We start from the raw sequence: 14,422 nt of genomic DNA on the forward strand, positions 1-14,422 counted from the left end.
TGTAGACGCGGGACTCCTGGCAGGATGGCCCGCGTGTACCGTCTCACGCCCGCCCTGCAGCACTACGACTGGGGCATGACGACGGTGATCGAGCGGCTCGTCGGCCTGCCCGAGACCGATGCGCCGGTCGCCGAGGCCTGGTGGGGCGCCCACGCGTCCGCACCCGCCACCGCGACCGCGATGCACGCGTGGGACCGCGACCTCGCGGGGATGCTCCCGGGCGACACCATGGCGCTCGACGCGCTCATCGCGCGCGACCCCGCGGCCATGCTGGGCCCCGCGGCCGCGCGCTGGAACCGCATGCCGTACCTGCTCAAGGTGCTCGCGATCGCCAAGCCGCTGTCCCTCCAGGTGCATCCCACCCTGGACCAGGCGCGCGCCGGCTTCGCGCGGGACGAGGCCCGCGGGCTCGCCGTGAGCGACCCCGCGCGCACCTACAAGGACGCCTCCCACAAGCCGGAGATGATCGTCGCCCTCACGCCCATGACCCTGCTGGCGGGCTTCCGGCCGGTCAAGCAGGTGGCCCGCGACCTCGTGTGGCTCGACACCGCGCCGTCCCGGCGCTGGGCGCGCGACCTGGCCGACGCTACGGAGCCCGCCGTCGCGCTCAAGGAGTACATCACGCGCGTCCTGCGGGACCCCGAGGCGCCGGAGGCGCTCGAGGCGCTCATCCGGGTGGGCGGCCGGTTCGGCACCCCCGAGGGGCTGGGCGTCGCCTCGACCGCCGCGCTCGCGTTCCCGGGCGACCTGGGCGCGCTCGTCGCGATCGCGCTCAACGTGGTGCGCCTGCAGCCGGGCGAGGCGTGCTTCACCGGCGCCGGCGTGATCCACTCGTACCAGTCGGGCGTGGGCGTGGAGATCATGGCCAACTCGGACAACGTCGTGCGCGCGGGGCTCACCCCCAAGAAGGTGGACGTGGACCTGCTGGTCGAGCTCACCGACGGCACCACGACGCCCCCGCCGCGCGTCGACGCGGTGCAGGAGGGCGTGGTGACCCGGTACCCGGCGCCGGTCGAGGAGTTCTCGCTGTCCGTGGTGCGCGGCGGGCGGGCCACCATTCCGGCCGGACCGCGCATCGTGCTCGCCGTGGACGGCACCGCCGAGGTGCGCGCCGGCGGCACCGGGCTGGGCCTGTCCCGCGGCCAGTCCGCCTTCGTCCCCTACTGCGATGGCGACCTCACTATCGACGCGCGCGGCTGGACCGTGGTCGCCGAGCCCGACGGGCGGTAGACCCGCCGGGCCGGAGCCCCGGCCCGGAGCCCCCCCCCGGGCGCCCCGAACGGGGCGCCGCGCCCACCTGGCCCGCGCATCGTCCCCCGCGGCGAAGTCCCAGGATCCAGCAACTAGGCTGGGCGCCATGTCGCTCAAGATGTCTGTCTTCGGCACCGGTTACCTGGGTGCCACGCACGCTGCTGGAATGGCCGAGCTGGGCCACGAGGTGATCGGTGTCGATATCGACCCGGCCAAGATCGAGCGCCTGTCGCGCGGCGAGGTTCCCTTCTTCGAGCCCGGGCTGCCGGAGCTGCTGAAGAAGCACGTGGACTCGGGTCGCCTGCGCTTCACCACGGACGCCGCGGAGGCCGCCGAGTTCGCGGATGTGCACTTCATCGGTGTGGGCACGCCGCAGAAGAAGGGCGAGAACGCGGCGGACATGCGCTTCGTCGACGCGGTCATCGAGACGCTCGCGCCGCTGCTGACGCGTCCTTCGGTGATCCTGGGCAAGTCGACCGTGCCGGTCGGCACCGCCGCGCGCCTGGCCGCGCGGGTGCGCGAGCTGGCGCCGGTGGGCGACCAGGCGCAGCTGGGCTGGAACCCGGAGTTCCTGCGCGAGGGCTTCGCGGTGGAGGACACGCTGCGTCCCGACCGCATCGTCGTCGGTGTCGACAAGGCCCAGCCGGGCCGCATCGAGGAGGTCGCGCGCGAGGTCTACGCGGACGCGATCTCGCGTGAGACGCCGTTCCTGGTCACGGACCTGCCCACGGCGGAGCTCGTGAAGGTCAGCGCCAACGCGTTCCTCGCGACCAAGATCTCCTTCATCAACGCGGTCGCGGAGGTGTGCGAGGTCACGGGCGCGGACGTGCGGGACCTGGCGGACGCGATCGGCCACGACGAGCGCATCGGCCGCAAGTTCCTGGGCGCGGGCCTGGGCTTCGGCGGCGGCTGCCTGCCCAAGGACATCCGCGCGTTCATGGCGCGCGCCGGCGAGCTGGGCGTGGACCAGTCGCTCGGGTTCCTGCGCGAGGTCGACACGGTCAACATGCGCCGCCGCGACCACGTGGTCGACCTGGCGACGCGCGAGCTGGGCGGTTCGCTGCGCGGCAAGACCATCGCGGTGCTGGGCGCGGCCTTCAAGCCCAACTCAGACGACGTGCGCGACTCGCCCGCCCTCGAGGTCTCGGGCCGCATGCACCTGGCCGGCGCGATCACCAAGGTCTACGACCCCGAGGCGATGGCGAACGCGGCCGCGGTGTGGCCCACGCTGCCCTTCGCGGACACGGTCGAGGACGCGCTGCGCGACGCGGACCTGGTCATCGTCGCGACCGAGTGGAAGCAGTTCCGCGAGCTCGACCCGGCCGCGACCGCGGAGCTCACCGCCGGCAAGGCGATCATCGACGCCCGCAACTGCCTCCCCGCCGAGCGCTGGATCGACGCGGGCTGGAGGTACCTGGGCCTGGGCCGGTACGCGTCGTGAGCGACCTCATCGACACGACGGAGATGTATCTCCGCACCATCTACGAGCTCATCGAGGATGGTGTGACGCCCATGCGGGCGCGGCTGGTCGAGCACTTCGGCCACGCCGGGCCCACGGTGTCCCAGACGATCGCCCGCATGGAGCGGGACGGACTCGTCGTCGTGTCGGAGGACCGTCACCTCGAGCTGACGGAGCGCGGCCGCGAGGTCGCGACGCGCGTGATGCGCAAGCACCGGCTCGCCGAGCGGCTCCTCACGGACGTGATCGGGCTGGACCTCGCGCACGTCCACGACGAGGCCTGCCGCTGGGAGCACGTGATGAGCGAGCGGGTCGAGCGGCGCATCGTCGAGATGCTCGACGGGCCGGTCGTCTCGCCCTACGGCAACCCGGTCCCGGGTCTGGTCGAGCTGGGCGTCGCGGAGGGGGACCAGACCCCCGCGCCGCGCCCCGTTTCGGAGCTCGCGGACGCCGGTGTGACGAGCGTCACAGTGGTGCGCCTGGGGGAGTATCTCCAGGCGATGGACGATGCGCTGGCCGGATTGGTCGCCGCGGGCGTCCTGCCAGGGGCGACGGTGGGGGTCGCCGCGGCCGGGGACGATGTGGTCCTCACCGGCCCCGAGGGGCCCGTCGCGCTGGGTCGCGGGCATGCCCGTCACGTCTTCGTTTTGCCTTCCTGACGACGTTTGATAAATTTTCGGTAACAACGACGGACCGGAGGGGTCGAGAACGACCCTCCACGGAGCCCCTCAAGAGGACGATGCGGTCGACCAAGCGACTGGATCGGGGCCCGTGCAAGCGACGCGCGTGAGGCGCGGAAGGAACGGGAAACTTTGAAGTACGGATACATGCGTGCCAAGACGCGTGCCATCGCCGCTGCGGCGGGTGGCGCGCTCGTCGTGGTACCCCTCACCGGCGCGGCCGCGGCCGCGCTCGTGACCGCCGAGAGCACCGACACCACCGCAACCGCCGCGACGATCTCCGCCAACGCCTACAGCGCGGACCTTGCCGACATCCCCGAGGTCACCTCGACGCAGGACGCGGACGCCTTCACCATCGACACGGCCACGGTCGACGTCGAGCTGCCGCCCCCGCCGCCGGAGCCCGAGCCGGAGCCCGTCGTGGTCTCCGCGCCGACCACCACGGTGGGCAACACCCGCTCCACCACGTCCGAGACCTCGACCTCGACGTCCACGTCGACGTCCACCTCGACCGAGGCGTCGACCCCGGCCCAGACCACGGCGCCGTCCGCGCCGTCGTCGAACGTCGCCGCGGCCGTCAACGGCTCCGCGATCGTCGCCACCGCCGCGCAGTTCCAGGGCGTGCCCTACGTCTCCGGCGGCTCCTCGCCGTCCGGCTTCGACTGCTCGGGCTTCGTCTCCTACGTCTTCGCACAGCACGGCATCTCGCTGCCGCGCTCGTCCGGCGCCTACTACGGCGTGGGCACCCGGGTCTCGAACCCGCAGCCCGGCGACATCATCGTCAGCCCCGGCCACGTCGCGATCTACGCGGGCCCCAACCTGCAGATCGACGCGCCGCGCCCCGGCAAGACCATCCAGTTCCGCTCGATCTGGCAGTCGAACCCCATCTACATCCGCGTCACCTGACCCGTCACGCGTCGCGAGGGCCGTCACCGTTCCGGTGGCGGCCCTCGTTGCTTTCCCGGGGACGATGCGGCGGCGGGCTTCGCGCCCGGGTCGCCGGCGCATCGTCCCCGGGTGGGCGCGGGGCGCTAGCCTCGTCCCCATGCGGACGACGACGGTGCCGAGGCTGGGACGTGACATCTCGCTGGTGGGTCTGGGGACCTGGCAGCTCGGGGGCGATTGGGCCACCGTGGGGGACGAGGCGGCGCAGGAGGTGCTCGCCGCGGCCGCCGATGCGGGCACCCGGCTGTTCGACACCGCGGACGTCTACGGCGACGGCCGGTCCGAGCGGGCGATCGGGCGGTTCCTCGCCGAGCGCGGCGACCGCGACGAGTTCACGGTCATCACCAAGATGGGCCGGCGCGCCGAACCGCACGTGCCCGAGGCCTACACGCTCGACAACTTCCGCCGCTGGACGGATCGCTCGCGCGAACTGCTGGGCGTGGAGACGCTCGACCTGGTGCAGCTCCACTGCCCGCCCACGCCCGTGTACTCCGACGAGCGCGTCTTCGACGACCTGCGGGTGCTGGTGGACGAGGGCCGCATCGCGCGGTTCGGCGTGTCCGTCGAGCTCGTGGACGAGGCGCTGGCCGCGCTCGAGCAGCCGGACCTGGCGACCATCCAGATCATCGTGAACATCTTCCGGCGCAAGCCGCTCGAGCGCGTGCTGCCGCTGGCCGCCGAGCGCGGCGTCGGGATCATCGCGCGCCTGCCGCTCGCGTCCGGGCTGCTGTCGGGCAAGTACGACGAGCACACCACGTTCGCGCCCGAGGACCACCGTACGTGGAACCGCGACGGCAGGCTGATGAACATCGGCGAGACGTTCTCCGGCATCCCCTTCGAGGTGGGCGTGGCGGCCGCGCGTGAGGTGGCGGCTTTGACCCCTGCCGGGTGGGCGACGTCGCAGCTCGCGCTCGGGTGGCTCGCGCAGATGGGCGTGGCGACCATGATCCCGGGCGCCTCGAAGCCGTCTCAGGCGCGCGCGAACGCGGAGGCGGCGGAGTTCCCGGAGCTGGCGCCCGAGGCGCTGGCGCGGCTCGAGGAGATCTACGAGGAGTACTGCCGGGAGCACGTGCACGACGTGTTCTGAGGCTGGTGCTGCCGGCCTGGCGACACGATTCGCTCTCTCAGGCGTGATTCCCGCGCGTAGGTGACACAATTCGCTCTAGCGGCCGCGTGGGCTCACGCGCTGACGGGCTCACGGGCGGCGGCTTTCCGGTCCTACGGCGTCAGCCGGTACCCTGGTGCGGTCCCTTTCACGCGCCTGTAGCTCAGGGGATAGAGCACCGCTCTCCTAAAGCGGGTGTCGACAGTTCGAATCTGTCCAGGCGCACTCCTTTGACCTCACGCACGTCGCCCTCGCGGGGAGGTGCCCGCTCTCCCCGCCCTGGCTGGCGCCTCGTGGTCGGCGTCCCACCCGGTCGGCCGGGCGCGCGACGGCCGCGCCACCCGGGACGAAGGTCCGCCTAACTTTGACACGTGTCGCTCAACGATGGAGGCACCACAACTTCGCGGCGCATGCCGCTGGGAGCCGGCGAGGACGCCCGCTGATCCCACGCGTGCCGCCGCCGACAGAAAGGCACCGCAATGAAGTTGCTCGAGCCCACCCAGATCGGCTCCATGACGCTGCGCAACCGCGTCTTCATGGCCCCCATGGGCACCACCACGGAGCCGGACGGCTCGTTCTCCGAGCGTTCGATCCGCTACTACGAGGAGCGCGCCAGGGGCGGCTTCGGCCTCATCATCACGGGCGCCAACCAGGTGACCACCGCCTACGAGCAGAAGGCGTGCAACATCATCGGCACGGACCGCTCGAAGGAGCAGCTCGCCGAGATCGCGAACCGCATGCACCGCCACGGCGCGAAGCTCTGCATCCAGATCACCCCGGGCCTGGGACGCATGCAGCTGCCCTTCTCTGACGCCGTCGCGCCGCTGGCCGCCTCCGAGGTCGAGTCGTACTGGTTCCCCGGCCTCATGTGCAAGCCGCTGAGCGTCGAGCAGATCGAGGACCTCGTCGTGAAGATGGGCGAGGGCGCCCGCATCGCCAAGGAGGCCGGCGCCGACTCGGTCGAGATCCACGGCTACGGCGGCTACCTCATGGACCAGTTCTCCTCGGCCCTGTGGAACAAGCGCAAGGACCAGTACGGCGGCGACCTCGCCGGCCGCCTGCGCTTCCCGCTTGAGGTCATCGCCTCGGTGCGCGAGGCCGTGGGCCCCGACTTCCCGGTCCTGTACAAGTTCACCCCCTTCCACGGTGTCGAGGGCGGCCGCGAGCTCGAGGAGGGCCTCGAGATGGCCCGCATGCTCGAGGCGGCCGGCGTGGACGCGCTGCACGTCGACATGGGTTGCTACGAGGCCTGGTACAAGGCCATCCCCACCGTCTACCAGCCCGCTGCCACGCAGGCCTGGCTCGCCGCCGAGGTCCGCAAGGTCGTCTCCGTCCCGGTCCTGTCGACCGGCAAGCTCAACAACCCCGCGGTGGCCGAGAAGGCCCTCGCCGACGGCCAGGCGGACATCATCGGCCTGGGCCACGGCGCCCTCGCCGAGCCCCACTGGGTCAACAAGGTCGCGGAGAACCGCGCGCACGACATCACCCCGTGCATCGGCTGCAACGAGTGCCTGTTCGCCGGCTTCAAGGGCGGCCACTACGTGTGCGCCGTCAACCCGCAGTGCTACGCCGAGGACATGAACCCCATCACCCCGGTCGAGCGCCCCACCCGCGCGCTGGTCCTGGGCGGCGGCCCCGGCGGCATGGAGTTCGCCCTCACCGCCGCCGAGCGCGGCATCGAGGTCGAGCTGTGGGAGAAGCGCCCGCAGCTGGGTGGCACCCTGCTCGCGGCGGGCGGCCCGTCGTTCAAGCAGGACGTCATGGACTACGCGACCCACCTGGTCAACAAGGTCTACCGCGCGAACATTACCGTCCGCACCATGAAGGACGGCACCGCCGAGGAGATCGCCGAGGGCGGCTGGGACAAGGTCGTGCTAGCGACCGGCGCCCGCCACTCCGTGCCCCCGATCCCGGGCATCGACGGCGCCAAGGTCGCCATGGCGAACGACGTCCTCACCGGCGCCAAGCCCCACGGCAAGCGCGTCGTGGTGCTGGGCGCGGGCCTGGTCGGCTGCGAGACGGCCGCCATGTGCGCCCAGACCGCGGACTCCGTCACCGTCATCGAGGCCGCGGACACGATCCTCGCGACCGTCGAGCACTGCCGCAACAACGAGCTCGCGCTCGAGCAGCTCCTCGAGGACTCGCAGATCGAGTTCATCACCGGCGCGCGCGTCAACGAGTTCGGCGCGGACGCGGTGACCTACGAGCAGGCCGGCGAGGTCCGCTCGCTCGAGGCCGACACCTTCATCATCGCGACGGGCTACACCCCGAACGACGAGCTGCTCGCGCAGCTCGAGGGCAAGGTGGACGTCTCCGTCATCGGCGACGCGGTCGAGGCCGACTCGATCCTCTCCGCCGTCCACGGCGGCTTCCAGCTGGCGCGCTCGATCGGCGCCGAGGAGGCCGTGCCCGGCGCGGAGACCGTCGCGGACCAGGCTCGCACCGAGTCCTGACCCGACGGGTTCCGACCCCGACCGACCGGCGAGGCCCGGGGCGCAAGCCCCGGGCCTCGTCCCGTTCCCGGACGCCGCGCCCACCCCGCCCCCGGACACTGCGCACGGATTCGAGTCCGACACGCCGCGCGCTGGCCCGGTTCCGCGTCCCGAGGCCGGGGTGTCGCGCCGCAATCCGTGCGGAGTGTCCAGGGTGGGCGCGGGGACGTAGCGTGGAGCCGTGGGGGAGCGCGGGCCCGAGCGCGTCGACGTCGCCATCGTGGGCGCCGGCGCCGCCGGGCTGTCCCTGGCCGCGGCGCTCGCCCGCTCCGGCTGGGCCGGGAGCCTGGCGCTCGTCGAGGACGGCTCCGCGCCGCTCGAGGACCGCGCCTGGGCCTGGTGGTCCGCCGGAGGCGGACCCATGGACGATGCGGCGTCCGGCTCGTGGTCCCGCGTCCGCCTCGCCGGTGAGGGCTGGGCACGCGAGGGGCCGCTCGCACCGCTGGCGTACCGCGCGATCGGCGGGGAGGGGCTCGCATCGGTGGCCGATGCGGCACTGGCCCGGGCCGAGCGCGCCGGCCGGGTGAGGGTTCGGCGGGTGCGGGGCCGCGCGCTGTCGGCCGTGCCGGAGGGGCCGGGCGGCGGCGCGCAGGTGGTGATCGAGGACCCCGCCGGGGCGCGGGTCGACCTGCGGGCCCGGTGGGTGTTCGACAGCGTGGGCCTGGGGCGGGACATGGGTGCACGGGTGGGCGCGGGGAGCGGTGCGGGCGGAGCGGCCGGGCTCGCTGCCGGCCAGGCAGCGGCGGCGCGGCTCGACTTCCACGGCGTGAGGGTGACGGCTCCGCGCGACGTCTTCGACCGGGACACGGTCACCCTCATGGACTTCCGTACCGACCAGGCCGACGGGGTGGCCTTTGTCTACGTGCTGCCCACCTCGGCGCGGGCGGCGCTCGTTGAGCGCACGGTGTACGCGTTCGGCGCGAGCGCGCCGTCCCCGCACCGGCCGCACCTCCACGCCTACGTCCGCGACGTCCTGGGCCTGGGCGCCCAGGGCTCCGGCACGTGGGAGGAGGCGGGGGAGGAGCGCGGGACCATCCCCCTGCATCGGCGCCCGCCGGACGTGGCGGACGGCCCGCTGGTCCCCGTCGGCGCGCGGGCGGGCCTCGTGCGCGCGAGTACGGGCTACGGGTTCGCCCGCATGCAGCGGCATGCGGAGGCGATCGCCGCGGCGCTCGCGGCCGGTCGCGACCCGGCGCATGCCACGTCTCCCCGGCGCTGGCCGGGGGTCCTCGACGGGGCGCTGCTGCGCATCGTCCACCGGAACCCGGACGGCGCACGGGACGTGTTCGGAGCGCTGTGGCGCCGCAACCCGCCCGCGCGGGTGCTGCGATTCCTCGAGGAGCAGGCCTCGCCGCGCGAGCAGGCGCTCGTCATCGCGTCACTGCCCGGCTTCGTGCCCGCGGCCTGGCGCGCGGCGGTGGCCGCGCGGCGCCGTACGCTGTGACCACCATGGTGAGGCCCGTCTCCGGCGACGTGCGGACGCCCGCGGAGCGCGGCGCGGACGCCGCGACCACGCGCGCGCACAACCTGGGCATCGTGATGCGGATGCTGCGCGACCGCGGCCCCGTGGCGCGGCGCGACGTCGAGCGCGACGCGGGGCTCGCGCCCGCGACCGTCCTCAACCTGGTCGAGGACCTCGAGACCCGCGGCCTCGTCACGCAGGAGACCGAGCCGCACACGCGGGCACGGGGCCGCCCGCGCATGATGATCGTGCCCGCCGACGACCGCTGCCTGGTGCTCGCCGTCCGGGTGGAGCGCGCCCGCGTCACGTGCGAGCTGCACACGAGCACCGGGCGACTCCTCTCCTCGGACCGCCAGGACCTCGCGCTCGGATGGGCCCTCACGGGGGAACTCGCGCCGCTGCTCGTCGCGCGGCTGGGCGAGGCGATGGCGACGGCCGCCGAGCTCGAGGCCGTGCTCGTGTCCTGCGTGGTGACCGTGCCGGGGCCGGTGAGCACGGACAACCGGGTCGCGGACTCGCCGCAGTTCGGCTGGGGGCACCTCGACCTGGTGCGGCTGATGCGGGACGCGGGCGCGCCGCGCGAGATCCCCATCACGCTCGTCAACGACTCGAGCGCGGCGGCCCTCGCGGAGTACGCCGCGCTGCCCGCCCCGCGACCGTCGGTGATGCTCTACCTCGAGGGAGGTGCGGCGATCGGCGGGGGAGTGGTCTCGCGCGGCCGGATCCTGGGCGGCGGCCGCGGCTTCGCGGGCGAGCTGGGGCACGTGACCGTCGACTGGCGCGGCCGGCCGTGCGCGTGCGGCGCCGCGGGGTGCCTGACCGCGTACGTGGGGCCGGAGGCGCTCGCGGCCTCGGCGCGGCTCACCGAGACCTACGAGCATGCGGGGCCCGCCGCCGCGATGGACGAGCTGCGCACCCGCCTGGGACGCGAGGAGAAGCGCGCGATCGACGTCGCGATCCGGGCGGGCGACATCCTGGGCGCGGCCCTGCGCTCGGTGTACGACGTGGTGAACCCCACGCACATCGTGCTGGGCGGGTATCTGGGCTCGCTCGCGCGGTGGATCGAGCCCGGCATCCAGATGCAGCTCGCGCCGCGCACCGGCGCCCTTGCGCCGGTCGAGCTGAGCCTGGGGCTGCTGGGTCCGCGGGCCGGGCTCGTGGGCGCGGCCCGGCACGGATTCGCCGGCTTCTTCGACGACCCGACGGTGGTGCCGCACCTCTAGCCGGGCGACGATGCGGTGGTCGGCCCGGGACGCCGATGCGGTGGACGGCCCCGGCGGCGACCGGGGCGTGACCATCGGCCGCCGTGTCGACGCCACGCCCGCGCCGCTACCGTCCTTGCGACAATATTGTCTACAATATTGTCAGTGATGTTGGCGGCGGCCCTCGGGGCCGCAGGGGGAGGCGACGATGGCGTCGGATGAGCGCGTGCTCGAAGAACTGAGGGCCGCGATCCTGCGGGGCGACTTCGCGCCGCGCCAGCGGCTCGTCGAGGCCGAGCTGTGCGAGGACCTGGGGGCGAGCCGCTTCGCCGTGCGCGCGGCGCTCCAGTCCCTCGAGGCGGACGGCCTGGTCGAGCGTCAGCGCAACCGCGGCGCCCGCATCCGGGAGATCGGCATCGACGAGGCCGTCGAGATCAGCGAGGTCCGCCAGGTGGTCGAGGGGCTCGTGGCGCGGCGCGCGGCGGAGCGGGTGCGGGACGATCAGGCCGCGGAGCTCGAGACCATCGGTGCGGCGATGCGGGTCGCGGTCGCGACCGGCGACGTGGTCACCTACGGGCAGCTCAACGGGCGCCTGCACGCGACCCTCCGCGACATCGCGCACCACGGGAAGGCGAACCGCATCATCGAGCGCCTCCACGGCCAGATGGTGCGCCACCAGTTCGCGCTCTCGCGCGTGCCGGGCCGCCCCGCGGTCTCGCTCGACCAGCACTTGGCGATCATCGACGGCGTGGTCTCGCGCGACCCCGCGCGTGCGGAGCAGGCGATGCGGGAGCACATCGGCTCCGTGATCGACGTGCTGCGCACCTTCGAGGGGCGCTGAGCGCTCCTCTAGGGTCGCCGAGCGCTCCTTCGAGGCTCCCGCGGCGCTTTCGAGCGCCCACGTGTGGCCTCCGCGCACCCCCCGAGCACCCCTCCGACGGCCGTGACCAAGTCGTTGTCAAAATCGGCTACAAAATTGTCGCCAATGCTGTTAGCGTGAGGAATGCCACACCGCTCGCCGGTGAGCGGTCGCTTTCAAGGAGGAGAGCAGATGACCACGAAGTCCCCGAGCACGCGCATGCGTGCGATATTCGCGGCGGTCGCCGCGATGAGCCTGGCCACGCTGACCGCGTGCAGCTCCGACGGTTCCGAGGAGGAGGCGACCGACGACGCCGCCCCGGCGGCGACCGACACCGCCGACTCGACCACCGAGCCGGCGGAGACCGACGACGCGATGATGGAGCCGGTCGACGTCACGGTCGGCCTCATCCCGATCCTCGACGTCGCCCCCATCTACCTGGGCGTCGAGCAGGGGTTCTTCGAGGAGGAGGGCCTCAACCTCACGCTCGAGCTCGCCCAGGGCGGCTCCTTCATCATCCCGTCGGTCAGCCAGGGTGACTACGAGTTCGGCTTCAGCAACGTCACCTCGCTGATCCTCGCGAACGCCACCGGCGTGGGCCTCGAGGCGGTCGGCCCCGGCGCCTCGACCAACGGCACCGAGGAGGACATGGCGGCGGTGCTCACCCCGGCCGACTCGGGGATCTCCACCGCGAAGGATCTCGAGGGCAAGAAGGTGGGCGTCAACGCGCTCGCCAACGTCAACACCGCCACGATCAGCCAGATGGTGCGCGACGACGGCGGCGACCCCTCGACCATCACCTACGTCGAGCTGCCGTTCCCGGACATCGTTCCCGCGATCCTGGCGGGTGACATCGACGCCGGCCAGGTGGTCGAGCCCTTCCGCACCGCGGGTGTGAACCAGGATCTGGTGAGCATCGGCTCGAACTTCCTCGCGATGAGCCCGACGTTCATGATCGCCGAGTACTTCACCTCGTCCGACTACGCGGCCGAGAACCCCGAGACGGTCGCCGGCTTCGAGGCCGCGCTCGCCAAGTCGTTCGAGTACGCCACGGACAACCCCGATGAGGTCCGCGCGATCGTGCTGACCTACACCCGGATGGACGAGGAGACGGCGAACGCCGTGCGACTGCCGGGCTGGCCCAGCGAGATCGACGCCGCCTCGGTCGACCTGCAGGCCGAGCTTGCCGTGACGGACGGGACGCTCACCGAGGTCCCGGACCTGACCGCCCTCAAGTAGTGAGACCGGGGCCGCGGCGTGCCGCGCCGCGGCCCCGGACCTCACCCCGGCGTCGTCCGCCTTCCCCCCCTCATCCCCACCCGACGGTCCGCCGTCGAATCGGAGGCTCCCCGTGTCCTCGAGTCCAGCCACGCTGGCACCGCCCGCCCGATCGCGGGCCACCACTCGCTCCCGAAGGTCGGGCCGCAGCCGTGACCTCTGGCTCGGCGTCGCGGGTGTCTTCATCGTCCTCGCCGGAGCGGAGACGCTGTCCCGCACCGGGATCGTCAATCCCGACTTCCTCCCGCCCGTCACCGCGATGTACGCGGCCCTGTTCGAGATGCTCGGGGAGGGCTGGTTCTGGGAGGCGCTGTGGCTCACGGTGCGCGGCTGGGCGCTCGGCCTCGCCGCCGCCATGGCGCTCGGCATCGTGGTCGGCTTCGTGATCGGTTCGATCCCGTTCCTCCGGAGGTTCACCAACTCGACCATCGAGTTCCTGCGCCCGATCCCCTCGGTCGCGCTGATCCCGCTGGTGATCCTGCTGTTCGGCACGCAGCCGCAGTCGGCGTTCGTCCTCGTGGTCTACGCGGCCTTCTGGCAGGTGCTGGTGCAGGTCCTCTACGGCGTGGCGGACGTGGACCCGGTCGCCCGCGATACCGCGAAGTCCTATCAGTTCGGGCCGCTGCGCGTCGCACGATCCGTCATCTATCCCACGGCGCTGCCGTACATCATGACCGCGTTCCGGCTCGGCGCGGCGGTGGCGCTCATCCTCGAGATCACCGCGGAGCTGGTGATCGGCGTGGACGGCCTGGGCCGCGAGCTCGGCATCGCGCAGAGCTCCGGCGCCGTGCCCGAGACCTACGCGCTCGTGATCGTCATCGGCCTCATCGGTGTGGCCGTCAACCTGCTCGCACGGTTCGTCGAGCGCAAGGCCCTCTGGTGGCACCCCTCGGTGAGGAGCGAGCACTCATGATCCGGTTCCTCAAGGCGACGGGGTACGTCCTCGGCCTCCCCGTGATCCTGCTGACCGCCTGGTGGTTCGGCTCGGCGAACTCCACGAGCCCGTTCTGGCCGCCGCTGTCCACGATCATCGAGACGTTCCCCAGCACCTGGACCTGGGACCGCATCGTCGGCGACGTGTTCCCGTCGCTCGCCCGGCTGGGCATCGGCTTCGGCCTGGCGGTGGTGGTCGGCATCGTCCTGGGCACCGCGATCGGCCTGTCGCCCACGCTGCGCGCGCTGTCCGAGCCGGTCCTCGAGTTCTTCCGCGCCGTGCCGCCCCCGGTGCTGGTGCCGATCATCGCGCTGTTCGCCGGCTACACCGGCTGGCTGGGCAAGATCGTCACCATCGCGCTCGGCTGCCTGTGGCCCATCCTGCTCAACACGGTCGAGGGCGTGCGCGGGCTCGAGCCCGTGCTGGGCGACACCGCCAAGAGCTACCACCTGAGCCCGTGGCGGCGGCTGGTGTTCGTGGTGCTGCCCGGCGCGAGCCCGCGGATCTTCACCGGCGCCCGCCAGTCGCTGTCCATCGGCGTGATCCTCATGGTCATCTCGGAGCTGTTCGGGGCCAACCGTGGCCTCGGCGCCGCGATCGTCCAGTTCCAGAGGAGCTTCGCCATCCCCCAGATGTGGACGGGCGTGATCGTGCTCGGCCTCATCGGAGTCCTGCTGGCGACCCTGTTCAAGGTTGTCGAGAACCGCATGCTCGCCTGGTACGTCGGGCAGCGCCAGATCGAACGAGGAGCGTAG

General features: G+C 72.6%; 12 protein-coding genes and 1 tRNA gene. All 13 read left to right on the forward strand.

The window, feature by feature from the left end:
• Nucleotides 1-33 precede the first annotated feature (33 nt).
• The 13 genes from manA (at nt 34) to AOM03_RS06830 (ending at nt 14,422) form a co-directional block, all read left to right on the forward strand.
• Nucleotides 34-1,230, forward strand: coding sequence for a mannose-6-phosphate isomerase, class I (manA, locus tag AOM03_RS06770; protein ID WP_062379638.1), 1,197 nt, complete (start codon nt 34-36; stop codon nt 1,228-1,230).
• 127 nt (nt 1,231-1,357) lie between these two features.
• Nucleotides 1,358-2,692: a UDP-glucose dehydrogenase family protein gene (locus AOM03_RS06775; protein WP_062379639.1), complete on the forward strand. Its 1,335-nt coding sequence runs from the start codon at nt 1,358-1,360 to the stop codon at nt 2,690-2,692.
• Complete coding sequence (locus AOM03_RS06780; RefSeq protein ID WP_062379641.1) at nt 2,689-3,369, forward strand: metal-dependent transcriptional regulator; 681 nt, start codon at nt 2,689-2,691, stop codon at nt 3,367-3,369. Before AOM03_RS06775 ends, AOM03_RS06780 begins: the two co-directional genes overlap by 4 nt.
• A 168-nt stretch (nt 3,370-3,537) precedes the next feature.
• Complete coding sequence (locus AOM03_RS06785) at nt 3,538-4,296, forward strand: C40 family peptidase (protein ID WP_062379643.1); 759 nt, start codon at nt 3,538-3,540, stop codon at nt 4,294-4,296.
• 139 nt (nt 4,297-4,435) lie between these two features.
• Nucleotides 4,436-5,422, forward strand: coding sequence for an aldo/keto reductase (locus AOM03_RS06790; RefSeq protein WP_062379644.1), 987 nt, complete (start codon nt 4,436-4,438; stop codon nt 5,420-5,422).
• A 170-nt stretch (nt 5,423-5,592) separates the two neighbouring features.
• Nucleotides 5,593-5,665 (forward strand) — tRNA-Arg (locus AOM03_RS06795).
• A gap of 254 nt (nt 5,666-5,919) precedes the next feature.
• Entirely contained in the window at nt 5,920-7,893 is a 1,974-nt protein-coding gene (locus tag AOM03_RS06800; protein ID WP_082092219.1) for an NAD(P)/FAD-dependent oxidoreductase, read from the forward strand.
• A gap of 220 nt (nt 7,894-8,113) precedes the next feature.
• On the forward strand, nt 8,114-9,376 hold the full coding sequence (locus tag AOM03_RS06805; RefSeq protein WP_062379646.1) for a lycopene cyclase family protein: 1,263 nt from the start codon (nt 8,114-8,116) through the stop codon (nt 9,374-9,376).
• A 5-nt stretch (nt 9,377-9,381) separates the two neighbouring features.
• Nucleotides 9,382-10,617 carry an ROK family protein gene (locus tag AOM03_RS06810; RefSeq protein ID WP_156157669.1) on the forward strand — a complete coding sequence of 412 codons (1,236 nt, stop codon included), beginning with the start codon at nt 9,382-9,384 and terminating at the stop codon, nt 10,615-10,617.
• A gap of 187 nt (nt 10,618-10,804) precedes the next feature.
• A complete protein-coding gene (locus AOM03_RS06815; RefSeq protein WP_062379650.1) occupies nt 10,805-11,437 on the forward strand; it encodes a GntR family transcriptional regulator in 633 nt (210 codons plus the stop codon).
• Between the two features lie 210 nt (nt 11,438-11,647).
• Nucleotides 11,648-12,694, forward strand: a complete 1,047-nt coding sequence (locus AOM03_RS06820; RefSeq protein ID WP_062379652.1) for an ABC transporter substrate-binding protein — start codon at nt 11,648-11,650, stop codon at nt 12,692-12,694.
• 112 nt (nt 12,695-12,806) lie between these two features.
• Nucleotides 12,807-13,646 (forward strand): ABC transporter permease, encoded by an 840-nt coding sequence (locus AOM03_RS06825; protein WP_082092221.1) that lies wholly within the window; start codon nt 12,807-12,809, stop codon nt 13,644-13,646.
• Nucleotides 13,643-14,422 (forward strand): ABC transporter permease, encoded by a 780-nt coding sequence (locus tag AOM03_RS06830; protein WP_062379654.1) that lies wholly within the window; start codon nt 13,643-13,645, stop codon nt 14,420-14,422. The genes AOM03_RS06825 and AOM03_RS06830 overlap by 4 nt, the downstream gene beginning before the upstream one ends.

This window comes from Demequina pelophila, from assembly GCF_000971175.1.
GTDB classification, from domain to species: Bacteria; Actinomycetota; Actinomycetes; order Actinomycetales; family Demequinaceae; genus Demequina; species Demequina pelophila.